Genomic DNA, 21,785 nt, shown 5'->3' on the forward strand with positions numbered 1-21,785 from the left:
AAAGCAGGGTTTATGCCCCCTGACAATAGCCAGCCGGGGGGAGCTACGTCGTTAAAAATGTGACAGTGTCACTCATTGCGGGCTTACGTCTGCATGAGGCCAGGATTGTGGCCAGCGTATTCTGCGCGCCGCTGGGCGCTACTCGCGATAGTAGGGTATATCCACCGGATAGAGGGTGGCCAGGCTCAGCAGCCGACAGCGCACCAGCTGTTCTGCTTCGGCATACCAGTAAGCAAATTCGCCGGTGGTCTGGTGGTAAATCATCTGATCAAGATTAGCAAACGGGATCACCAGCAGCGGCCCCTGGCGCACGTATCCGCCGCCGGTTTCGAAATGGTGATCTCCCCAGGATTGCTGGGTATGTTGATAGCGGTGAAGAAGCACCTTAATCTGCCCGCGCTGTGGACAGAGGAGCCGGATATCGGCGTTGTCGAGAGAAAAAGCCCAGCCAGAGAGTGACGTGAAGAGAGTAAGTGCCAAAAGTACAACGTATTTCATCATGCAAAAGTCCTGTGTTTTCAGGCTTTATGCCACTCTGATAACGCTAAGTCCTTGAGCACAATCATATTGAGGGGTTATGTGATGGGCTTCTGTACGGCGAAACATATTGATTTACTCAATATGACAAATGGGCGGCGGTCAGCCAGCGCGAAGGCGGCGGAAAAATGTGATGCGCTTGCCGCCGGGGAACAGGCGGTGAAACGGGCCCCTTTCAGGGCCGCAGACGGACCGCTCAGTTATCCCAGGCGTGGGGGGCGAAGAGGTAGCCTTTGTTGCGTACCGTCTTAATCCGGTAGGGTTCGGTGGCGTTATCGAGCAGTTTTTTGCGCAGGCGCGAGATAGCGACGTCAACGCTGCGATCCATCCCGTCGTAGGTGACGCCGCGTAAATTTTTCAGCAAGGCGTCGCGGTCCATAATCTGCCCGGCGTGGGTGGCCAGTTCCCACAGCAGGTCGAAATCGGCGGTGGACAGGGCGACGCTTTCTCCGCCGAGCAGCACCTGGCGGTTGACCGGGTCAATGGTCAGTGAGCCAAAGGAGATGGTCTTGTGCGGGGTCAGCGTCGAAGGCGCGCCTGTACCCGCCGGGGCGATATGCTGGCGCAAATGCAGACGCAGTCGCGCCAGCAGCACCGCCGGCGGTGTGGTCTTCAGGATATAATCGCTGGCACCCATCTCCAGGGAGAGGATATGGTTCATATCGCTGTCGAGCGAGGTCAGCAGAACAATCGGCCCTTGCCATTGCCCACGCAGATCGCGACAGAGGGTCATTCCGTCCTTGCCGGGCAGCATAATGTCCAGCAGCACGAGGTCCGGTTTCTCCCGCGCGATCACTTCCTCTGCGCGGTCGCCGCGAGGCTCGACCACCACCTCCATATCATGCTTGCCGAGATAGGCGGCGATCAGCGCTCCTACCTCAGGATCATCCTCAACAAAAACGATTTTATTCATGTCTATTGCACATCAGTAAAAGAAGTAACATACACCGCGGCTATTTTACCCGCCATTCCTGTTTTATAAACAGCGCTAATTCCGCTATGCTGCGCTAACTTGTTGATTCATTGTTAAGGCATATGGACATGGGGCTGTTAATCAAAGGGCTGCTGGGCGCGCTGGTGGTGGTGCTGATTGGCGTGCTGGCGAAAACCAAAAACTACGCCATCGCCGGGCTTATTCCGCTGTTTCCCACCTTTGCGCTCATCGCCCACTATATTGTTGCCAGCGAGCGTGGTATTGAAGCCCTGCGCGCCACTATCGTGTTCGGCATGTGGTCGATCGTTCCCTATTTTATCTATCTGCTGTCGCTGTGGTACTTCACCGGCATCATGCGCCTGCCGTTAGCGCTGGCAGGCGCAGTGGGGTGCTGGGGGCTGTGCGCCTGGCTGTTGATTGTTGGCTGGAGCCGCTTCCACTAACGCAGAGGGCGACCGCCGTCGACGGCGTATGACCGGCCGGTCACGTAGCGGCTGGTAAACAGATAGTCGATAAGGTCGCTGATCTCTTTCTCGCCCGGGGCGATTTTCATCAGCGATTTATCCAGCGCCTGCTGACGATAGGCCTCGTCGTCACCTTCATTGAACATGATCAGCGACGGGGCTATAGCGTTGACTTTGATCTCCGGCGCCAGCTTGCGGGCGAAGGAGCGGGTCATGTTGTCCAGCGCGGCCTTGCTGGCGGCGTAGGCGATATGTTTATCGCTCCCGCGCTCCACCACGTAATCGGTGATATGGATAATGTCGCTGGCGGCATGGCCGTGACCGCGCAGGAGTTCTTCCAGCGCGTGGTTGAGCAGATAGGGGGCATGGACGTGGATCTGCATCATGCGGTTGATCACCGTGCTGAGCGGTACTCCCGGCTTCTCCGCCATCCAGTCGCTGGCGTTGTGGATGATGGCCCGCAGGCCGCTGGTATGCGATTTAACCGCTTCGGCAAAGGTCAGAATGCCGTCATCGCTGCTGAAGTCGGCCTGCAGACAGAGAGCGCCTGCCTGGCGCAGGTCATCGATCGCCGGATAGGGCGTGCGATAGCTGACGATGACCGGCTGGTGTTGCTGCAGAAAATGGTGCGCCAGCGCGAGGCCGATGCGGCGGCCTCCTCCTGTGATCAGAACCGGGCGGGGCTGTAGTTCAGCCATGGGTATCTCCTTTGATTTAGGCGGCAGGGCGACCGCTTACCCCACCAGCATCCACGTTGCCGGCACAGCGGCAACCAGCAATAAACCAATTAGCGCCAATTCGCGGCGTTTGAGCGAACGATCGTGCTGGTGCGTACGCCGCGCGTACAAAAAGACCAGAAGACCCGGAGCGTAAAGTACCACCGACAACAGCAAATGCACAGGTCCCGACGCGTATAATAACCATAAGCCATAAATGCAGGCGCCGATACCCACCGCTTGATGCAGCGGACGGGTGGCGATTTTCAGCAAAAAGGCGCCGACCAGCAGATAGGGCACGAGGATCATCTCTGACGCAATAGTCAGCAGGGTGCCGTAGTCCGAACCGGTCAGCCAGATCAAAACCAGCGACGCCTGAACGCTGATATTGGTCAGCCACAGCGAGGCGGAGGGGGCGTTGTTGCGGTTCTGACGGGCGAACAGGCGCGGGAAGGCTTTGTGGGTGGCCGCGAGGTAAGGCACTTCGGCGGCCATGATGGTCCAGCTGAGATAGGCGCCGCACACCGACACGATAAGCCCGGCGGCAATCACAATTTCACCCCACGAGCCCATCAGTCTGACCATCAGTCCCGCCATCGACGGGTTGCGCATTTCGGCCAGTTCGCTACGCGGCACCACGCCCAGCGACAGCAGGGTGACCAGCAGATACACCGCGAGGGCCGAAAGCACCGCCAGCAGCGTCGCGCGCCCAACGTCGCGCTTGTGACGCGCGCGTGCGGAGACCACCACCGCGCCTTCGACGCCGATGAACACCCACAGAGTGATCAGCATCGTGTTTTTAACCTGCTCCCACACCGGTACGCCCAGCGCCAGGCCGCTGAAATCGAGGCGGAACGTATCCAGCTGAAAGGCCAGGGCGGCGAGGGCGACAAACACCCCCAGCGGCAACAGCTTGGCGAGGGTCGCGACCAGGTTAATCCCCGCCGCCGTCTGCACCCCACGCAGGACCAGAAAGTGGACTACCCACAGCAGAACTGAAGCGCCGACGATCGACTGCCAGGTGTTGCCATCGCCAAACAGGCGCAGCTCAGGGGTATCGGTGAAGAAACTGAGCGCCGAAAAGACGATCACCAGATAGGAGACATTAGCGATCACCGCGCACAGCCAGTAGCCCCACGCGGAACAGAAGCCGATCAGCTCGCCGAACCCTTCACGGGCGTAGGTGAAGATCCCGCCGTCGAGGTCGGGGCGAATACGGGTCAACAGCAGCATCGCGAAGGCGAGGAACAGGATCCCGACGCCGGTGATCGCCCAGCCGATGAGCAGAGCGGAAGGGCTGGCCACGGCCGCCATATTTTGCGGCAAACTGAATACGCCAGCGCCGAGCATTGAGCTAAGGACCAGGGCGGTCAGGGCGCTCAGGCCCAGTTTCTTTTCCATTGCATTCCCGAGGTGAAAATGGCTGTTCCAGAATATTTATTTTGCGAAATCGCATAAAAATGGAGGATTGCGCTAAGGCGCGGGATTTTACGGAGTGTCCGGGGGCCATGCAATGGCGGGGGATGAAAAAAAATGAAAAGGCGGCGATGCGCCGCCTTTTTAGCCAGTCAGCAGCGATTATTTGTACAAATCGGCGCTGATGGTGATGTTGCCGCCGCGTTCCTGCCACTGGCGGGTAATGTGGTAGTACTTCGCCCCTTTCTTCGCCGCGCGTTTCGCCGTCTGATAAGAGATTTCCGTCATGTTGCCATAGTTGCCGGTGAACTTGATGTTATCGAACGGCACCATTTGCGCCGCGGTCACTTTGTTCACTTCTTCAACTTTGGTGCCGTCCGGCAGCGTGACAGTGTAACGTCCGCCTTTCGACGACTGGGTCTCGAAAAAACGACCTACGCCGGTGCCGGAGCCAACCGCCGCGGTGGTGGCGACGCCCGGGATTTCGACGTTTTTCGCCGCTTCGCCGCCTTTGGCCAACGCCGCGCGGCCGGCTTCAGAATCAGCCGGGATAGCGTCCGGGCTCTGCAGAACGCGTTTCTCCGCATCTTTTTTATAGATATAGGCGGTAATGCGCTGGTTGCCGCCCTGGTTGGCGTCCACCTGGCGGACGATGAAGAACGCATAGGCGCCTTTCGCTTTCGCCGCTTTGGTGATGGCGTCGTTCACTTCCGGCTGACTGCGATAGAAGCCCTGGACGGTGACGGTGTCGTAAGGCATCAGCTCAACGGCCTGATCTTTCGGCAGCTCCATCACGCCATTGATGATGCGATTTTTCGGCGCATCCGCTTTCGGCGCGTCGTCTTTATAGAGGTCAGCCGTGACGCGCCAGTTGCCGCCATTGCCGTAATCCGACGTGTCGACAACATAGAATGAGGCCGCGCCGTCTTTGTCAGCTTTGCGCGATACCGCTTGCACCGCGTCGCCAATGGCATTAAACCGGCCGGTGACGACAACGCGATCGTAGGGCTTCAGCGCAGCCGCCTGCTCCGGGGTCAACTCGGTCGCTGCGTGGGCAGACAACGTGGCGGTTGTCAGGAGAGCAGACGCCAGGAGGGTGTTTTTAAGCTTCATAAAAATAATCCTTTGCCTTGCGCAAACCATATACTGGTGTTGTTGTTGACTGAAAACGTTTGATTATTGCATTTAATCGCTGTGACTGTCTGCGTCATTTTTTGCTTGCCGCCCGAATCGTATACCACGGAAAGATAACATTTTTCGATATGTTGAAAAAACAGCCGCTTGACCAGCAAAAACGATAATCGATACCACTTTTATTAGTTAATGTAATGTTAATACAATGATCTCAATGGCGATAAATGGCGTTTTATACCACTGGATAAGCGGATTATCAGGCCTGAAAGGCAAATTCAGGTAAATATTGCTGCCCGGAACCATCTGTGCTGACAATAAGCAATAAAATCAAAATTTCTGTTTTATCGCTGTAGATCACAATCGCTATTTTCAGTAGGTTATAAAAAGTTTGTTACTGTTTCATTTTGCAGACAGCGAAAGACGGCGAGGACGATTTTGCCGTCCTGTCGTTGTTGGTCAGAAAAGTAAACCATCATCAAAAACCGATGGAAGGGAAAACTATGCGTATTGGTGTACCACAAGAAAGGCTAGCCCAGGAGACCCGGGTCGCCGCCACGCCGAAGACCGTTGAGCAGTTGCTCAAACTCGGCTTTAGCGTCGCGGTAGAAAGCGGCGCCGGGAAGCTGGCCAGCTTTGACGATGAGGCCTTCGCCCAGGCGGGGGCTGAGATCGTGACCGGCGACGAGGTGTGGCAGTCTGATGTCATTCTCAAGGTCAATGCCCCGAATGACGATGAAATTGCCCTGTTGAATCCAGGAACCACGCTGATTAGTTTTATCTGGCCGGCGCAAAATCCGCAGCTGATGGAAAAACTGGCGGCCCGCAATATCAACGTGATGGCGATGGATTCGGTGCCGCGTATCTCCCGCGCCCAGTCGCTGGATGCGCTCAGCTCAATGGCCAATATCGCCGGGTACCGCGCTATCGTTGAAGCGGCCCATGAATTCGGCCGTTTCTTTACCGGGCAGATTACCGCGGCAGGCAAAGTTCCGCCCGCCAAGGTGATGGTTATCGGTGCCGGGGTGGCCGGTCTGGCGGCGATTGGCGCCGCCAACAGCCTGGGGGCGATTGTTCGCGCCTTCGATACCCGTCCGGAAGTGAAGGAGCAGGTGCAGAGTATGGGCGCCGAATTCCTCGAACTGGATTTTAAAGAGGAAGCGGGCAGCGGCGACGGCTATGCCAAGGTGATGTCCGAGGCCTTTATTCAGGCCGAAATGGCGCTGTTCGCCGCCCAGGCGAAAGAGGTCGATATTATCGTCACCACGGCGTTAATTCCGGGCAAGCCGGCGCCGAAGCTGATCACCCGGGAAATGGTTGACGCCATGAAGTCGGGCAGCGTGGTGGTCGATCTCGCCTCGCAAAACGGCGGCAACTGCGAGTACACCGTGCCGGGCGAAGTGGTGACCACCGCCAACGGCGTGAAAATTATCGGTTATACCGACCTGCCAGGCCGTCTGCCGACCCAGTCCTCCCAGCTCTACGGCACCAACCTGGTGAACCTGCTGAAGCTGCTGTGCAAAGAGAAAGACGGCAATATCGTCATCGATTTCGATGACGTGGTGGTGCGCGGTGTGACCGTGGTGCGTGAAGGCGAAATCACCTGGCCGGCGCCGCCGATTCAGGTCTCCGCTCAGCCGCAGGCCGCGGCGAAAAAAGTGGAAGCGCCGAAAGAAGAGGTGAAACCGGCGTCGCCGTGGCGCAAATATGCGCTGATAGCGCTGGCGATTATTCTCTTCGGCTGGCTGGCCAACGTGGCGCCTAAAGAGTTCCTCGGCCATTTCACTGTCTTCGCGCTGGCCTGCGTGGTGGGTTACTACGTGGTATGGAATGTCTCCCATGCGCTGCATACGCCGCTGATGTCGGTGACGAACGCCATTTCGGGCATTATCGTGGTTGGCGCGTTGCTGCAGATAGGCCACGGCGGCTGGGTCAGCTTCCTGAGCTTTATCGCGGTACTGATCGCCAGCATTAATATTTTCGGTGGTTTTACCGTGACTCAGCGCATGCTGAAAATGTTTCGCAAAGGATAAGGGGTAGCACATGTCTGGTGGATTAGTTACAGCTGCATACATTGTTGCTGCAATCCTGTTTATTTTCAGCCTGGCGGGTCTGTCGAAACACGAAACCTCGCAGCAGGGCAACTATTTCGGCATCGCCGGGATGGCCATCGCCCTGATCGCCACTATTCTGGGTCCGGACGCCGGCAACGTCGGCTGGATTATCCTCGCGATGGTGATCGGTGGGGCAATCGGTATTCGTCTGGCGAAGAAGGTCGAAATGACCGAGATGCCGGAGCTGGTGGCCATCCTGCACAGCTTCGTGGGCCTGGCGGCGGTGCTGGTAGGGTTTAACAGCTACCTGCAGCATGAAACCGGCATGGAGCAGATTCTGGTCAATATCCATTTGACCGAAGTGTTCCTCGGCATCTTCATCGGCGCGGTGACCTTCACCGGTTCGGTAGTGGCGTTTGGTAAACTGCGCGGCAAGATCTCCTCCAAACCGCTGATGCTGCCTAATCGCCATAAGCTTAACCTGGCGGCGCTGGTGGTTTCCTTCATCCTGATGGTGATTTTTGTGCGCTCCGACAGCACCGGCACCCAGGTCCTGTGCCTGCTGGTGATGACCGCGATCGCGCTGGCCTTCGGCTGGCACCTGGTGGCCTCCATCGGCGGCGCGGACATGCCGGTGGTGGTCTCGATGCTCAACTCCTACTCGGGCTGGGCGGCGGCGGCGGCGGGCTTTATGCTGAGCAATGACCTGCTGATCGTCACCGGTGCGCTGGTGGGCTCTTCCGGCGCCATCCTCTCTTACATTATGTGTAAGGCGATGAACCGCTCCTTTATCAGCGTGATCGCCGGCGGCTTCGGCACCGATGGCTCCTCCAGCGGTGGCGATGAAGAAGTGGGCGAGCACCGCGAAATTAGCGCCGAAGAGACGGCGGAGATGCTGAAAAATTCGCACTCGGTCATCATCACCCCGGGCTATGGTATGGCGGTGGCCCAGGCGCAGTATCCGGTGGCAGAAATTACCGAGAAGCTGCGGGCGCGTGGCATTAAGGTGCGCTTTGGCATTCACCCGGTCGCCGGCCGTCTACCGGGACATATGAACGTCCTGCTGGCGGAGGCTAAAGTGCCTTACGACATCGTGCTGGAGATGGATGAGATCAACGATGATTTCAGCGATACCGACACCGTGCTGGTCATCGGCGCTAACGATACCGTCAACCCGGCGGCGCAGGACGATCCGAAGAGCCCGATCGCCGGCATGCCGGTGCTTGAGGTGTGGAAAGCGCAGAACGTGGTGGTCTTTAAGCGTTCGATGAACACCGGTTACGCCGGCGTACAGAACCCGCTGTTCTTTAAAGAGAACACCCATATGCTGTTCGGTGATGCCAAAGCCAGCGTCGATGCGATCCTGAAAGCGCTGTAATGTAACATTATTGTTTTACAACGTTTGTTTATAAGCCGTCTCCTGTGAGACGGCTTTTTTATATGCACAAGGATGCCAGGGATTGTTCATAAAATAAGCGGTAAAAGGTGATATAATGTTCCGGTTCTTACATCAGACAGAGGATATTATGGATACCGAGTTAACCCCAACGCAGATGGCCATCGAATTCTTACGCCGCGACACCACCGTCATGACTCCAGCGCAGTATCTGAAAAAACTTAAACTGCTGGAACTGGAGTTTGCTGACCTGATGGCGCTCTCCTCGCTGGAGCTGAAAGAAGAGATCGATCTGGCCTGGCGTCTGGGTATCCACTGAGTCGTTCAGGGTCGCCATGCCATGACGGGGCCGCAAGCGGCCCTTTTTTGTGCCTGAGGGAAAGCGGGCAAAAAAATCCCCCGCGAGGCGGGGGATGATGAACGTTCCGGGAGGGAAGATTAATCGTCGTCGTCGTCGTCCAGTTCCACCGGCGTCTGATAGGCCTCTGGTTTAAGCACCAGCAGATCGCAGCGCAGGTGGTCGACAACCTGCTCCGCGGTATTGCCAAGGAACGCCGCGGAGAGGCCGGTTCGTCCGACCGTACCCAGCACCACGATCCCCGCCTGCAGATGCTCGGCGAGATCCGGGATCACCTCCTCAGGCAACCCTTTTTCCACGTGGGTGAATTTCTCGTCAATGCCAAACTTCTGCCGCAGGGCTTTCATCGCCAGCAGATGCTGGCCGCGGATGGCGTCGTTGTAGACGCTGGGATCGAAATCCGGCAGCTCAATCGCGATATTGATCGGGGTGACCGGATAGGCGCCGATAAGGTGCACTTCAGTGTGGTTGACTTCTTCCGCCAGCGACAGGGTCTCGCGCACCAGCTTCTCGTTGAGGGTGTTGTGATAATTTTCTTCGCTGGCCAGATTGACGGCGACCAGCGCTTTACCGCCTTCTGGCCATGGCTGGTCTTTCACCATCCAGACCGGGCAAGGGCACTTACGCAGCAGATGCCAGTCGGTCGGGGTGAAGATCACCGCTTCCAGCTTGTCGTGTTGGTGGGCCATCTTCAGCAGCAGGTCGTGTTTCTCACTGATCACTTCCTGAATAATGGCTTCGAAGGGGCGGTTGTGCCACACCACCTTCACGTCAATCGGCACACCGGATTCAAGATAGAATTTCGCCTGCTCGCGGATCCAGGCCGTTCGTTGGGCAATGACGCCCTGACGCATCGCCGTCCGTTCATCCGGCGACAACAGGGTGGTCATTTCATAAGAAAAATCATAGATCGGCAAAAAGGCTTTGATGCGTCCACCAATCCGTTGGTGCAGGTACACCGCTCGCCTTAGTGCCGGCTGGTCGTCCTGGTTAGGATCGATTACTACCAGCATGCTCTGATACTTCGCCATACAGGGTCTCCTTACAACTGCAGCTACCGTCAGTTATTAAAAAGATAACCTATATGGATGAATTGAAACAGGGGAGGAGCCTGGTCAGATCAACAAATCTGAAAAAATTGCCGATCCTGACCAGGTGTTGCGCGGAGATTAAGCGACGTTACGCGCCTGACCGGCCAGCTGGGCCAGCAGGTCGCCGTTTTCAATGGTGATGTATTTGCCTTTCACCGCCAGCATGCCGCTCTTCTGGAAACGCCCCAGCAGACGGCTGATGGTTTCGACGGTGAGGCCGAGATAGTTGCCAATGTCGCCGCGGGTCATGGTCAGACGGAACTCACGGGGAGAGAAACCGCGCTGCGCGAAACGGCGGGACAGGTTATAGATAAACGCGGCCAGGCGCTCTTCGGCGTTCTTTTTGGAAAGCAGCAGGATCATATCCTGGTCGCCTTTGATCTCACCGCTCATCAGGCGCATCATCTGCTGACGCAGATTCGGCATTTTTCCGGAAAGATCGTCGAGGGTTTCAAAGGGGATCTCGCATACCATCGACGTTTCCAGCGCCTGGGCGAAGCTCGGGTGCAGGCCGGTGCCGATGGCGTCAAAGCCCACCAGATCGCCCGCCAGGTGGAAGCCGGTAATCTGCTCATCGCCTTGCTCGGTGATGGTGTAGCTTTTGATGGTCCCGGAGCGAATGGCATACAACGATTTCAGCTCATCACCGGCTTTGAACAAGGTTTGACCTTTCTGGATGGGCTTTTTCCGCTCGATAATATTATCCAGCTGATCAAGCTCGTGCTCGTTCAGAGTAAAGGGGATGCAGAGCTGGCTGATACTGCAATCCTGACAATGGATAGCACAACCGCCAGACTGAATGCGTCGAATAATTCGCTTCTCAGGGATCATATGTCTGCTCAGGCCTTAATTGATATTGGTCAATTTTAACATCTTTTTGATGAGCAGGTAAGTCTTCAGGCTCTGAAACACGTAATATCAGCAGGGGAAATCAAAACAGGCTGATATCTGCTTGATTAAAAATAGATTATTCAGCCACATTTGATTGTAAAATTACCTGAAAATTCCAGAAAAGGCATTTTCAGTCAAAGCAACAGATAGCCCTCGTGGCGCAGAAGCCACTCTTTACGCTGCACGCCGCCGGCATAGCCGGTCATCGTACCGTTACGTCCGATGACCCGATGGCAAGGCACCACAATACTCACCGGGTTGGCGCCATTGGCGGCCCCCACCGCGCGTGCCGCGCCGGGACGACCGAGCGCTTCGGCCAGCTGACCGTAGTGCATCACCTGGCCGCAGGGGATATCGCGCAACGCCTGCCAGACCTGGCGCTGGAAAGGGGTGCCGGCGGTGGCGGTAGGCAGGGTCTCGATAACGGCCAGGTTGCCGGCAAAATAGTCGTTCAGCTTACTGCTGAGACCGCCCGGATTGCGGCAGTCAACGCGCTGATAGCCTTCCCGGCGATAGTGTACGTCGAGCAGGGTTTCCATCCGATCGCGGTGCTCGTCCCACTCGACGGCGCGTAAATTAAACTGTTCGTCGCAGAGTACCCACAGCGCCCCCAGCGGGGTATCCATTTTATCCTGCAGCAAGGTCAACATCGTTTCGGTCATCCACCATCGTACACGAGGGCCACACGATACCACGCGCCGGCGGCGGTCAACTATACTCCCAAAAGATAAACCCGTATTCCCGGCCGGCTTCCTGCGGCCTGTACGTTGATTTATTTTTGGATCGATCCTGGCGGGTTATCGGGCATGGTTTTTGCTACTTTTAAGCTGACGACGCCGGTCCTCCGCGCCGCTTTGCGCGCCCGGGAAGGTGCCACCGCGTCGTCGCGGCGCGGTTAATAACTCAGAGGTGGGGCTATGCAATATATACTGACTGGTGTAATCGTATTGATCTTCAGCGGCCTGGTTATCCACGGCCTCACGCTGTTGCTCGAACGCGGGTATCGCGCGCTTTTCGGCTTCTTCGCCGGAGCCGCAGATGTCCCCCGTAAGGTCAAAATGAAGGTGCCGCGTTAAGAGTAAGCAGCCGTCCCTGGCGCTTCAACGGCTTAAGGGAGCCGCGGATAAATGCCAGGGCCGATGGGCAGTCCTGCCAGATACCAGCCCACCAGCAACAGCAGCCAGACGGCGAGAAAAATCAGCGGGTAAGGGAGCACCAGCGAGTAGTAAGTCCCGAGGCGGGCGTCGGGTCGGTAGCGCTGTAAAAAACCGAGAAACAGCGGTACAAACGGTGAAACCGGCGCCAGCGGCAGCACCGATGAATCGGCGATGCGAAACAGGATCTGCGCAAACGCCGGGTGGAAGCCCAGCAGCATAAACATCGGCACGAAGATCGGCGCCAGAATCGACCAGATGGCCGAGCCGCTGGCGATAAACATGCACAGAAACGCCGACAGCAGCGCCAGACCGACAAACGCCGGGACGCCGTTCATGCCGGCGCTCTCCAGCAGGTCCGTCAGGCCAACGGCCATAAACTTGCCCATATTGCTCCAGTTGAACATCGCCACGAACTGCGCCAGCGGGAAGACCATCACGATAAATCCAGCCATCTCTTTCATCGGCTCAATCATCAACTGCGGCAGATCGGCCTGACGGCGAATTTTGCCAGTGGCGATGCCGTAAGCCAGCGACACGACAAAGAAGAAAAAGATGATCAGCGGCACGATGCCTTTGATAAACGGCGAGGGCATCACCGTGTGCTGAACCGGATCGCGAAGAATGCCGTTTTCAGGAACCACCATCAGGGCGATGACCGCCACAAACGCCAGCGTCGCCACGCCGGCGATGCGCAGGCCGAAACGCTCCTCAGTGGTCAGGGTTTGCAGCTTTTCGTCGCGGCTGCCTTGCCACTGTCCCAGCCTCGGCTCCACCAGCTTGTCAGTGATTAAACCGCCGACGAGGGTCAGGAGGATCACCGAGGTCGCCATAAAGTACCAGTTGTCGATCACGCTGACGTGCAGAGAGGCATCGATGGATTTGGCCGCCTCGGTGCTGATCCCGGAGAGCAGCACGTCGGTGGTGACGATCAGTAAATTGGCGGTAAAGCCGCAGCCCACGCCGGCTATCGCCGCCAGCAGGCCGGCGACCGGATGCCGACCGACAGCGAGAAACATCAGCGCCCCCAGCGGCGGCATGATCACCAGCGCGGCGTCGGAAGAGATATGGCTGAAAAAGGCGATGAATAGCACCATATAGCTGGCATAACGGGCGCTAACGTGGGAGGCCATCTTGACCATCAGCGCGGGCAACAGGCCCACCCGCTCGGCAAAGCCGGCGCCCAACACCAGGGCGAGGATCGCCCCCAGCGGCGCGAAACCGCTGAAGTTTTTAATCACGTTCGGTAAAAACCAGTGCAGCCCTTCCACGCTGAGCAGGTTTTTGACCACCACCCGCGACCCGTCCGCCGGGTTTTGCACCCCGACGTTGAAGGCGGAGAGTATCGCCGTGGCGGCGATCAGCGCCACGATAAGATAGATAAACAGCAAAAACGGGTGCGGGATCTTATTACCGATCTTCTCTACCCAGCCATAGCGCTTTCCGGCGGGGGAAGGCGACGGTATGGATGACATACTCATGGGCGTTCCTCTGTTGTCGTTGTTGTGTTGGGCAGGCCTGCTCCCGTACTGCCGGCGGTTATTATGGTCGGTGCGTGCCGCTATGCCGGTCAGCGTCTGTCAGGAGCGGTCTGGTCTTATGGTTATCGTAAAACCGACGGTCTCACCTCCGCCGGAATCGGGCAGCGGTAAGGATGTTCGGCCAGCGCCTGCCTGAGCTCTCGCTGGCTGGCCTCCAGCAGCGCGCGGTCGCTGAATAAACGGATCGCCGTCGCCGCGAGGACTTTCCCCGCCAGCAGCATCCCTTTATGGGCGATGGCGGTGCGTCCCTGGCTCACCAGCTGCCAGCTGTGCAGCGGGGTACCCACCGCGAAGCAGGGGCTGAAGCATTGGGCCACCGGCGCTTTCCAGCTGACGTCGCCGACGTCGGTGGAGCCGGCGAGAATCGTATCCGTGGCCGCCCACGGCGCCACCTCATCAATCAGCAGCGTATCGCGGTGGCGACGAGCGAAGGTTTTCCCCGCCTCGCCGCCGGTGCCGGCGATATTGTTCAGGCTGTTGTTGATATCGTTGGCGCTGAGAGTGGCGCGGATCGCCGCGGCAAAGGCGCGATCGTCGTCGCTCCATGCCGGCGTGCCGTAATGCGCTACCGCCTGATACATCGCCGCTTCGAGCGTGCGGTTGGGCAGATAGCTGGAACAGGCTTTTTCAAAGCGGCAGTTGACGTGGGTCTCGGTCATCAGCGCGGCCCCCTGGGCAATCTTCTCAATGCGGGCGAAGATCTGTTCTACATCTGCCATCTCCGGGGCGCGGATCAGATACAGCACTTCCGCCTGGGCCTGGACGACGTTGGGCGAGACGCCGCCGGTATCGGTAATGGCGTAATGAACCCGCGCCTTCTCGATAATATGTTCATTCAGGAAGTTGCTGCCGGTGGTCATCAGGGTGACTGCGTCCAGGGCGCTTCGCCCCAGGTGCGGCGAATTGGCGGCGTGGGCGGCGGTGCCGGTAAAGCGCCACGCCGCCTGAATGTTGGCGAGAGTGCGGGTGCTGAACATCCCGGCCCAGGCCTCCGGATGCCAGGTAAGGGCCGCATCGACGTCATCAAACAGCCCTTCGCGCACCATGAACGTTTTGCCCGAGCCGCCTTCTTCCCCCGGGCAACCGTAGAAGCGCAGGGTGCCCGCGCCGCCGTGCTGCTGCAGCCATTTTTTGGCGGCAACCGCCGCGGCGAAAGCCGCTGTCCCGAGCAGATTGTGCCCGCAGCCGTGACCGTTGCCCCCTGGCGTTGACGATGTCGGCTCCGCGCAATGGGCCTGTTGGCTGAGACCCGCCAGGGCGTCAAACTCGCCCAGCAGGGCAATAACCGGTTGGCCCTCGCCGACGCTGGCGATAAAAGCATTGGGGATCCCGCCAGCATCACGGGTTAGCTGGAAACCTTCCGCTTCCAGGGCGTCCGCCAGCCGCCGGGCGGACCAGAACTCCTCAAAGCGCGTCTCCGGGTGGTCCCAGATATCATCGGCGATGGCGCAATAGGTCTCGCGGCTTGCCTCAATTACCTCTTCAACAAACTGAAAAATCGGGTCCATCACACCCCCCGCTGCCAGGGAAAGTTAAGCGCGACGCGCGCCAGGGTGTCGACCGCGACCGTCATTACGCTCTCGTCGAAGTCAAACTTCTCGTTGTGATGACCGGCGCTCAGTTCGGTGCCGAATATCATGTATGACGCAAGGCCGCCGCGCGCCTGGACCCGGGCCATCATCAGGGTGGCGTCTTCCGATCCCGCCGGGGCGGCGATGCGATCCACCGCCTGCTGCACGCCGGGCACCCGCGCGGCCTGTTCGCGCAGGTACGCCACCCACGCCGGCGACGGGGCGCTGGCGGTGGCGGCCCCCATCATGCGTAACTCGTACCCGGCTTGATACATCGCCGCGGCCCCGGCGATGACGTGCTGCGCCCGGTCAAAAACATACTGGTTGATGGCTTCGCTTTCGCCGCGGGTTTCCACTTTTAACAGAGCCGAGGAGGGCACCACGTTGCGTCCGGTGCCGGCCTGCATCACCCCGACGTTGACCCGCGAAGCGCCGGCGCTGTGCGGTGGGATGGCGTGCAGGGCAAGGGCGGCCTGGGCGGCGGCGAGCAGCGCGTTGCGCCCATCTTCAGGCTTGCCGCCGGCATGAGCGGCCACGCCGCTGAACTGCACATCGAATTTGGTGGTGGCCATAAAGTTGTCGCCACCGCACACCACGGTGCCGACCGGGACGCCGGTGCCGATATGGATGGCGGTAAAATAGTCCACCTCGTCCACCACGCCGGCGGCCACCATCGCGCGGGCGCCGCGGGTACCCTCTTCAGCAGGCTGGAAAATCAGTTTAATGACGCCATTGAGCTGGGCGACATACTGCTTGAGCACATGCGCCAGCCCCAGCCCGATGGCGGTATGTCCATCGTGGCCGCAGGCGTGCATCATGCCGGCGTTGCAGGAGGCGAAATGGTCGCGATGGGGGCGGTGGCTGTCATCGTGCTGCTCATTGAGGTCGAGGGCGTCCATGTCGACGCGAAAGGCCAGGGTTGGGCCGGGACGTCCGGTGTCGAGCGTCGCCACCACGCCGGCGAATCCGCCTTCAAACGCCGGCAACCAGCGTTCCGGCGCCCCTTGCTCGCGAGCGCGCTCGAAAGCAAGGGTCAGGGTCTCCTCATCCGGCAGCCCCATCCGGCTGTCGGCATCGATGACGTCACGCCCAAGCGCCAGCTGGTAGCCGAGTCCGTCGAGGATCTCCGCCACCTTGCTGGCGGTGCGAAACTCCAGCCAGCCGGATTCAGCGTGCAGGTGAAAATCGCGGCGCCATTGGGTCATGGCTGGCGCCAGCTGGCGCAGGTATTCATCAAGTTGCGGCATAGCTTATCCTGTCATAAGTAAAAAATGTGATGGCGTTCACGATGTGATAGCTTTTATTTATCACTGACACGCTACAGGCCTTAACGCTCTTAACCTGCCACAGCCTGATGGATTACAGTAGATGTCATTTTCTTGCGTCTGATAAACAACGGTTATCACCAAAAGCATGGCCTTTCAGATCAAATTTCATCAAATTCGCGCCTTCGTCGAGGTGGCCCGGGAAGGGAGTATTCGCGGCGCCAGCCGCTCGCTGGCGATCTCGCAGCCGGCCTTGACCAAAGCGATTAAAGAGCTCGAGGAGGGGCTTTCCGCTCAGTTGTTCGTCCGCCGCCGCCAGGGGGTGGCGCTGACTGACAATGGCGAAAGTTTTTATCAACATGCGAGCCTGATCCTTGAGGAGCTGCGGGCGGCGCAGGATGAACTGCTGCAGCGTCAGGGAGAGCAGGCCGGGCAGATCAATATTGGCCTTGGCGCCAGCGTCGCCCGGTCGCTGATGCCGTCGGTGATCTGCCGCTTTCATCAGCAGCATCCTCAGGTGAAGGTGCGGATCATGGAGGGCCAGCTGCTGGCGATGATCAATGAGCTGCGCCAGGGAGAGCTGGATTTCACCATCAATACCTACTATCCCGGGCCGTACGACCATGAGTTCAGCTTTGAAAAACTGTTTGAGAAACCGTTCGCGGTGTTCGCTCGCGCGGGGCATCCGGCGGCGCAGGCCACCTCGCTGGTGGAGCTGATGGATCACCACTGGACCATGCCGACGCCGCGCGGCAGCTACTTTAAACAGCTGCAGGACAGGTTTAATCAGGCCGGGCTGGCGCCAAAGGTGAATATTGTGTGCGAGACCTTCTCGTCGTGCATCAGCCTGGTGGTGAAAAGCGATTTTCTCAGTATCCTGCCGGTGGAGCTCGGCAACGATCCGCTGATGGCGGACAAGCTGATGATGATCCCCGTCCGCGAAGCGTTGCCGACGGCGGCCTATTTTCTGATCCAGCGGCGCGACACCCGACAGACGCCGCTAACGGCGTCATTGATCACCCTGTTTCGCCGCCAGAGTCGACAATGGTTTCCTTAACCGCCCGTCGCGCTCACTTTGCCAGCAGACGGGGATAAACGCATTGAGGGGGGAGCGCGAGGCGGCTATAGTAGCTGGCGACAGTCGCTGGAGGAGAGCCCATGAACCTTGATGACAAATCCCTGTTTCTTGACGCCATGGAAGATGTCCAGCCCCTGAAACGTAACAATGACGTGCACTGGCATCCCGGGCGCAACAGTCGCGCCCCGCAGCGCGTCGACACCCTGCAACTGGATAATTTTCTCACTACCGGCTATCTCGATATCGTACCGCTCGCCACGCCGCTGGAGTTTAAGCGCGAAGGGCTGCAGAGCGGCGTGCTGGATAAGCTGCGGCGGGGGAAATACGGCCAGCAGGCGAGCCTCTCCCTGCTGCGCCAGCCGGTGGAGCAGTGCCGGCAGATGCTCTTCGCCTTTATGGTGCAGGCGCAGAAAGAGGGGTTACGCAATGTGCTGATCGTTCACGGCAAAGGCCGCGACGATCAGTCCCACGCCAATATCATCCGCAGCTATCTGGCGCGCTGGCTGGAAGAGTTGCCGGAGGTGCAGGCCTTCTGCGCCGCGCTTCCGCACCACGGCGGCAGCGGCGCCTGCTATGTCGCGCTGCGTAAATCGGCCGAAGCGAAGCAGGAAACCTGGGAGCAGCACGCCAAGCGCAGCCGTTAGCGCATCAGCAGCGTCAGCTCGCGGGCGGCTTTTTGCAGCTCCGGCAGCACGCGGTCGATCATTTCGCGGGCCGACATCTGGCCCGCATGCACCCCGACGTTCAGCGCCGCCTGCACCTGACCCTGGGCGTTAAACAGCGGTACCGCGAGGGAGCGCAGGCCCATCTCCAGCTCCTGATCGTTGAGGGCATACCCCTGTTGATGCACCCGTTTCAGCTCGGTGCGCAGCTTCGCCACCGAGTCCACCGTCTGCGGGGTATAGCGGATCATGGTTACCCTGGCCAGCATATCGTTGAGCTTCTCCTCTGGCTGATGGCTGAGCAGCACCCGGCCCATCGAGGTCGCCCACGCCGGAAGGCGGCTGCCGATATCGAGGTCGATGGTCATGATCCGCGAGCTGGAGGCGCGGGCGATATACAGAATATCGTCGCCATCGAGGGTGGCGATGGAGCAGGACTCGTTGAGCATTTCGCTCAGATGCCGCAGCACCGGCTGCGCCGAACGCGCCAGCGGCGTCGAGGCCAGCCAGGCGTGACCGAGGGCCAGGATCCGCGGCCGTAGCTGAAAGTTTTTACCGTCTTCGGCATAGACGAACCCCAGCTTGCTCAGGGTATACAGGCAGCGGCGCACCGCGGCGCGCGGAATACCGGTCTTCTGACTGATCTGTGAGATAGACAGCAGGGGCCGCTGCGGCGTGAATGCCTGAATGACCTCCAGGCCGCGCGCCAGCGAGGCCATAAAGTTAGGATCGCCCTTAAACGGATCGCCGTCGCCGGTCAGTAAATCGTCTGGATGCTTATCCATTTCTGTTCCCCATATTTGCCATCGATCACATTCTTTCGCTAAAGATAACCGATGTTCGATTATCGCACCATATTTCGATTATCGCCCTTGACCGACATCGTTAAGCGGGTCACATTTTGTGCGAACAACGAATAAAAGTGCGATTACCGCACATCAATGGAGCGACCTGATGATTGATAAAAGCGTATCGACGCTGAGCGAGGCCATCGCCGGGATCCACGACGGGGCGACTATTATGATCGGCGGCTTTGGTCCTGCCGGCCAGCCGACCTTTCTGATTGACGCCCTGATTGACCAGGGCGCCCGCGACCTGACCATCATTAATAACAACGCCGGCAACGGAGAAGTGGGGCTCGCGGCGCTGCTGAAGGCTGGCCGGGTGCGCAAAATGATCTGCTCCTTCCCGCGCCAGGTCGATTCACAGATTTTTGATGACCTCTATCGCCGCGGCAAAGTGGAGCTTGAGCTGGTGCCGCAGGGCAACCTCGCGGCGCGGATCCAGGCCGCCGGCGCAGGGCTGGGCGCGGTCTTTACCCCCACCGGCTACGGCACGCCGCTGGCGGAAGGGAAGGAGACACGGGAAATCGACGGCCGCCACTATGTGCTGGAGTATCCGATCAAAGCCGATTTCGCGCTGATTAAAGCTCACCAGGGCGACCGTTGGGGCAACCTGGTGTATCGCAAGGCGGCACGCAACTTTGGTCCGATTATGGCGACGGCGGCGAAAACCACCATCGTTGAAGTCTCGCAGCTGGTGTCGCTGGGCGACCTCGACCCTGAACACATTATCACCCCCGGCATTTTCGTCCAGCGCCTCTTCTCGCTGGAAAACCTGACTGCCGCACAACGCGCCTGAGGAGCCCGAGATGCAAAAACTGACCCGTGACGAAATGGCCCAGCGCGTGGCCCGCGATATCCCCGAAGGCGCTTACGTTAACCTCGGTATTGGCCTGCCGACCCGGATTGCCAATTACCTGCCCGCCGACAAAGAGGTGTTCCTGCATAGCGAGAACGGCCTGCTGGGCATGGGGCCGAAACCGCTGCCTGGCGAAGAAGATCCGGAGCTGATCAATGCCGGAAAAGAGTACGTCACCCTCCTGCAGGGCGGCTGCTATTTCCACCATGGCGACTCCTTTGCCATGATGCGCGGCGGCCATCTCGATATCTGCGTGTTGGGGGCCTATCAGGTCTCCGCCAGCGGCGATCTCGCCAACTGGAGCACCGGCGCGCCGGACGCTATCCCGGCGGTCGGCGGGGCGATGGATCTGGCCATCGGCGCTCGCCAGGTGTTTGTGATGATGGACCATCTGACCCGCGACGGCGAGTGCAAGCTGGTGGAACAGTGCAGCTATCCGCTGACCGGGGTCGGCTGCGTTAGCCGGATCTATACCGACCTGGCGGTGATCGACATTACCGACCGCGGCCCGGTGGTGCGGGAAATCTTTAACGGTCTCTCTTTTGAAGAGCTGCAGCGCATCACTCCGGTGACGCTGACCTTTGAACAACTGGCGGAAAGCGCGTAAGGAACCTATGATGAATCAGGCATTTATCTGTGATGCGGTGCGTACACCCTTTGGCCGTTTTGGTGGTACTCTGGCGACGATGCGCGCCGACGACCTCGCGGCGCTGCCGCTGAAAGCGCTGCTGGAGCGTAACCCGGGGCTGGATCCCTCGCGCATTGACGATGTGATTCTGGGCTGCGCCAACCAGGCCGGGGAAGACAACCGCAACGTGGCGCGCATGGCGCTGCTGCTGGCCGGGCTGCCGGAGAGCGTGCCCGGTAGCACCATCAACCGCCTGTGTGGCTCCAGCCTCGACGCGATCGGCGTCGCGGCGCGGGCGATTAAAAGCGGTGAAACGCAGCTGATGATCGCCGGCGGGGTGGAGAGCATGTCCCGGGCGCCGTTTGTGATGGGTAAAGCGGAGAGCGCCTTTAGCCGCAACATGCAGATGGAAGATACCACCATCGGCTGGCGCTTTATTAACCCGCAGATGAAAGCCTTGTACGGTGTCCATTCCATGCCGGAGACGGCGGAAAACGTCGCCGATGAGTTTGCCATTTCCCGCGCCGATCAGGACGCGTTCGCCTTGCGCAGTCAACTGCGCGCCGCCGCGGCCCAGGAGGCGGGACGTTTCGCCGATGAGCTGATCGCCGTCCAGGTACCGCAGCGCAAAGGCGAGCCGCTGCGGTTTAGCCGCGATGAACACCCGCGCAGCACCTCGCTGGAGGCGCTGGCTAAACTGCGCGGCGTGGTGCGCGCCGACGGCAGCGTCACCGCCGGGAATGCTTCCGGCGTTAACGATGGTGCCTGCGCGCTGCTTCTGGCCAGCGAAACCGCGCTGGCGGCCAACGATCTTCAACCGCTGGCCCGGGTGGTCGGCGTGGCGACGGCGGGGGTGGCGCCGCGCATTATGGGCTTTGGCCCGGCGCCGGCGGTGCGGAAGGTGCTGGCGCAGACCGGCCTGACGTTAGCCCAGATGGATGTCATCGAGCTGAATGAAGCCTTCGCCGCCCAGGCGCTGGCGGTGACCCGCGATTTGGGCTTACCGGACGATGCCGCCCATGTGAACCCCAACGGCGGGGCGATCGCCCTGGGGCATCCGCTCGGCGCCTCCGGCGGCCGCCTGGCGATGACCGCGGCTTACCAGCTGAAACGGACCGGCGGCCGCTACGCGCTGTGCACCATGTGCATCGGCGTCGGGCAGGGGATCGCCCTGATTATTGAACGTGCTTAAGGAGC

General features: G+C 59.4%; 22 protein-coding genes. 10 read left to right on the forward strand and 12 right to left on the reverse strand.

The genetic code is table 11. The features are described 5' to 3' along the window. Positions 1-138: 138 nt before the first annotated feature. Positions 139-501 (reverse strand): hypothetical protein, encoded by a 363-nt coding sequence (locus CE636_RS27370; RefSeq protein ID WP_004887058.1) that lies wholly within the window; start codon positions 499-501, stop codon positions 139-141. Between the two features lie 232 nt (positions 502-733). After that, the gene (rstA, locus tag CE636_RS27375) at positions 734-1,450 is read right to left on the reverse strand and encodes a two-component system response regulator RstA (protein WP_017898700.1); all 717 of its coding nucleotides are present in this window, start codon (positions 1,448-1,450) and stop codon (positions 734-736) included. A 128-nt stretch (positions 1,451-1,578) separates the two neighbouring features. On the opposite strand from rstA, the gene CE636_RS27380 reads away from it, so the two are divergent. Continuing rightward, positions 1,579-1,914 (forward strand): GlpM family protein, encoded by a 336-nt coding sequence (locus tag CE636_RS27380; protein ID WP_004887053.1) that lies wholly within the window; start codon positions 1,579-1,581, stop codon positions 1,912-1,914. Here the strand turns inward: CE636_RS27380 and folM are convergent. The 3 genes from folM to ydgH form a co-directional block, all read right to left on the reverse strand. Continuing rightward, entirely contained in the window at positions 1,911-2,633 is a 723-nt protein-coding gene (folM, locus tag CE636_RS27385) for a dihydromonapterin reductase (RefSeq protein WP_004887050.1), read from the reverse strand. The two genes, CE636_RS27380 and folM, sit on opposite strands and share 4 nt — an antisense overlap. 36 nt (positions 2,634-2,669) lie before the next feature. Next, positions 2,670-4,052 carry an amino acid permease gene (locus CE636_RS27390; protein WP_017898699.1) on the reverse strand — a complete coding sequence of 461 codons (1,383 nt, stop codon included), beginning with the start codon at positions 4,050-4,052 and terminating at the stop codon, positions 2,670-2,672. Between the two features lie 177 nt (positions 4,053-4,229). Further along, complete coding sequence (gene ydgH, locus CE636_RS27400) at positions 4,230-5,180, reverse strand: DUF1471 family protein YdgH (RefSeq protein WP_004887044.1); 951 nt, start codon at positions 5,178-5,180, stop codon at positions 4,230-4,232. A 521-nt stretch (positions 5,181-5,701) separates the two neighbouring features. Here ydgH and pntA point away from each other — a divergent pair. The 3 genes from pntA to CE636_RS27420 all read left to right on the forward strand — a co-directional run bounded on the left by pntA (position 5,702) and on the right by CE636_RS27420 (position 8,967). Then, a complete protein-coding gene (gene pntA / locus CE636_RS27410; protein WP_017898698.1) occupies positions 5,702-7,231 on the forward strand; it encodes a Re/Si-specific NAD(P)(+) transhydrogenase subunit alpha in 1,530 nt (509 codons plus the stop codon). Between the two features lie 10 nt (positions 7,232-7,241). Further along, complete coding sequence (gene pntB, locus CE636_RS27415) at positions 7,242-8,630, forward strand: Re/Si-specific NAD(P)(+) transhydrogenase subunit beta (RefSeq protein ID WP_004887040.1); 1,389 nt, start codon at positions 7,242-7,244, stop codon at positions 8,628-8,630. Between the two features lie 148 nt (positions 8,631-8,778). Then, positions 8,779-8,967, forward strand: a complete 189-nt coding sequence (locus CE636_RS27420) for a YdiH family protein (RefSeq protein WP_004887037.1) — start codon at positions 8,779-8,781, stop codon at positions 8,965-8,967. A gap of 119 nt (positions 8,968-9,086) precedes the next feature. Here the strand turns inward: CE636_RS27420 and uspE are convergent, their stop codons facing one another. The 3 genes from uspE to ogt form a co-directional block, all read right to left on the reverse strand. After that, positions 9,087-10,037: a universal stress protein UspE gene (uspE, locus tag CE636_RS27425; protein WP_004887033.1), complete on the reverse strand. Its 951-nt coding sequence runs from the start codon at positions 10,035-10,037 to the stop codon at positions 9,087-9,089. Between the two features lie 138 nt (positions 10,038-10,175). After that, complete coding sequence (gene fnr / locus CE636_RS27430) at positions 10,176-10,928, reverse strand: fumarate/nitrate reduction transcriptional regulator Fnr (RefSeq protein ID WP_004887031.1); 753 nt, start codon at positions 10,926-10,928, stop codon at positions 10,176-10,178. Positions 10,929-11,122: 194 nt separating this feature from the next. Then, positions 11,123-11,638, reverse strand: a complete 516-nt coding sequence (ogt, locus tag CE636_RS27435; protein ID WP_025999092.1) for a methylated-DNA--[protein]-cysteine S-methyltransferase — start codon at positions 11,636-11,638, stop codon at positions 11,123-11,125. 267 nt (positions 11,639-11,905) lie between these two features. Here ogt and CE636_RS27440 point away from each other — a divergent pair, with 267 nt between their 5' ends. Continuing rightward, the gene (locus tag CE636_RS27440; protein ID WP_004887027.1) at positions 11,906-12,064 is read left to right on the forward strand and encodes a hypothetical protein; all 159 of its coding nucleotides are present in this window, start codon (positions 11,906-11,908) and stop codon (positions 12,062-12,064) included. Positions 12,065-12,096: 32 nt separating this feature from the next. Here CE636_RS27440 and abgT read toward each other — a convergent pair whose 3' ends face one another. From abgT to CE636_RS27455, 3 genes are all read right to left on the reverse strand, one after another. Then, positions 12,097-13,623 (reverse strand): p-aminobenzoyl-glutamate transporter, encoded by a 1,527-nt coding sequence (gene abgT, locus CE636_RS27445; RefSeq protein ID WP_004887026.1) that lies wholly within the window; start codon positions 13,621-13,623, stop codon positions 12,097-12,099. Between the two features lie 122 nt (positions 13,624-13,745). Continuing rightward, entirely contained in the window at positions 13,746-15,191 is a 1,446-nt protein-coding gene (locus tag CE636_RS27450; RefSeq protein WP_004887024.1) for a M20 family metallopeptidase, read from the reverse strand. After that, positions 15,191-16,501: a M20 family metallo-hydrolase gene (locus CE636_RS27455; RefSeq protein WP_017898696.1), complete on the reverse strand. Its 1,311-nt coding sequence runs from the start codon at positions 16,499-16,501 to the stop codon at positions 15,191-15,193. The genes CE636_RS27450 and CE636_RS27455 overlap by 1 nt, the downstream gene beginning before the upstream one ends. 166 nt (positions 16,502-16,667) lie before the next feature. Here CE636_RS27455 and CE636_RS27460 point away from each other — a divergent pair, with 166 nt between their 5' ends. Further along, the gene (locus CE636_RS27460) at positions 16,668-17,576 is read left to right on the forward strand and encodes a LysR family transcriptional regulator (protein WP_004887019.1); all 909 of its coding nucleotides are present in this window, start codon (positions 16,668-16,670) and stop codon (positions 17,574-17,576) included. A 101-nt stretch (positions 17,577-17,677) separates the two neighbouring features. Then, complete coding sequence (gene smrA, locus CE636_RS27465) at positions 17,678-18,241, forward strand: DNA endonuclease SmrA (protein ID WP_004887017.1); 564 nt, start codon at positions 17,678-17,680, stop codon at positions 18,239-18,241. Here smrA and CE636_RS27470 read toward each other — a convergent pair. Then, positions 18,238-19,044 (reverse strand): IclR family transcriptional regulator domain-containing protein, encoded by an 807-nt coding sequence (locus CE636_RS27470; protein WP_017898695.1) that lies wholly within the window; start codon positions 19,042-19,044, stop codon positions 18,238-18,240. The two genes, smrA and CE636_RS27470, sit on opposite strands and share 4 nt — an antisense overlap. Positions 19,045-19,213: 169 nt before the next feature. Here CE636_RS27470 and CE636_RS27475 point away from each other — a divergent pair, with 169 nt between their 5' ends. From CE636_RS27475 to pcaF, 3 genes are read left to right on the forward strand one after another with little or no spacing between them, the layout of a single operon-like run. After that, the gene (locus CE636_RS27475) at positions 19,214-19,900 is read left to right on the forward strand and encodes a 3-oxoacid CoA-transferase subunit A (protein WP_004887011.1); all 687 of its coding nucleotides are present in this window, start codon (positions 19,214-19,216) and stop codon (positions 19,898-19,900) included. 10 nt (positions 19,901-19,910) lie between these two features. After that, positions 19,911-20,567, forward strand: a complete 657-nt coding sequence (locus tag CE636_RS27480) for a 3-oxoacid CoA-transferase subunit B (protein WP_004887008.1) — start codon at positions 19,911-19,913, stop codon at positions 20,565-20,567. A 10-nt stretch (positions 20,568-20,577) separates the two neighbouring features. Beyond that, the gene (gene pcaF, locus CE636_RS27485) at positions 20,578-21,780 is read left to right on the forward strand and encodes a 3-oxoadipyl-CoA thiolase (protein ID WP_017898694.1); all 1,203 of its coding nucleotides are present in this window, start codon (positions 20,578-20,580) and stop codon (positions 21,778-21,780) included. Positions 21,781-21,785 lie beyond the last annotated feature (5 nt).

Origin of the sequence: Klebsiella sp. LY (assembly GCF_004010915.1) — a bacterium.
Lineage (GTDB): Bacteria > Pseudomonadota > Gammaproteobacteria > Enterobacterales > Enterobacteriaceae > Klebsiella > Klebsiella quasipneumoniae.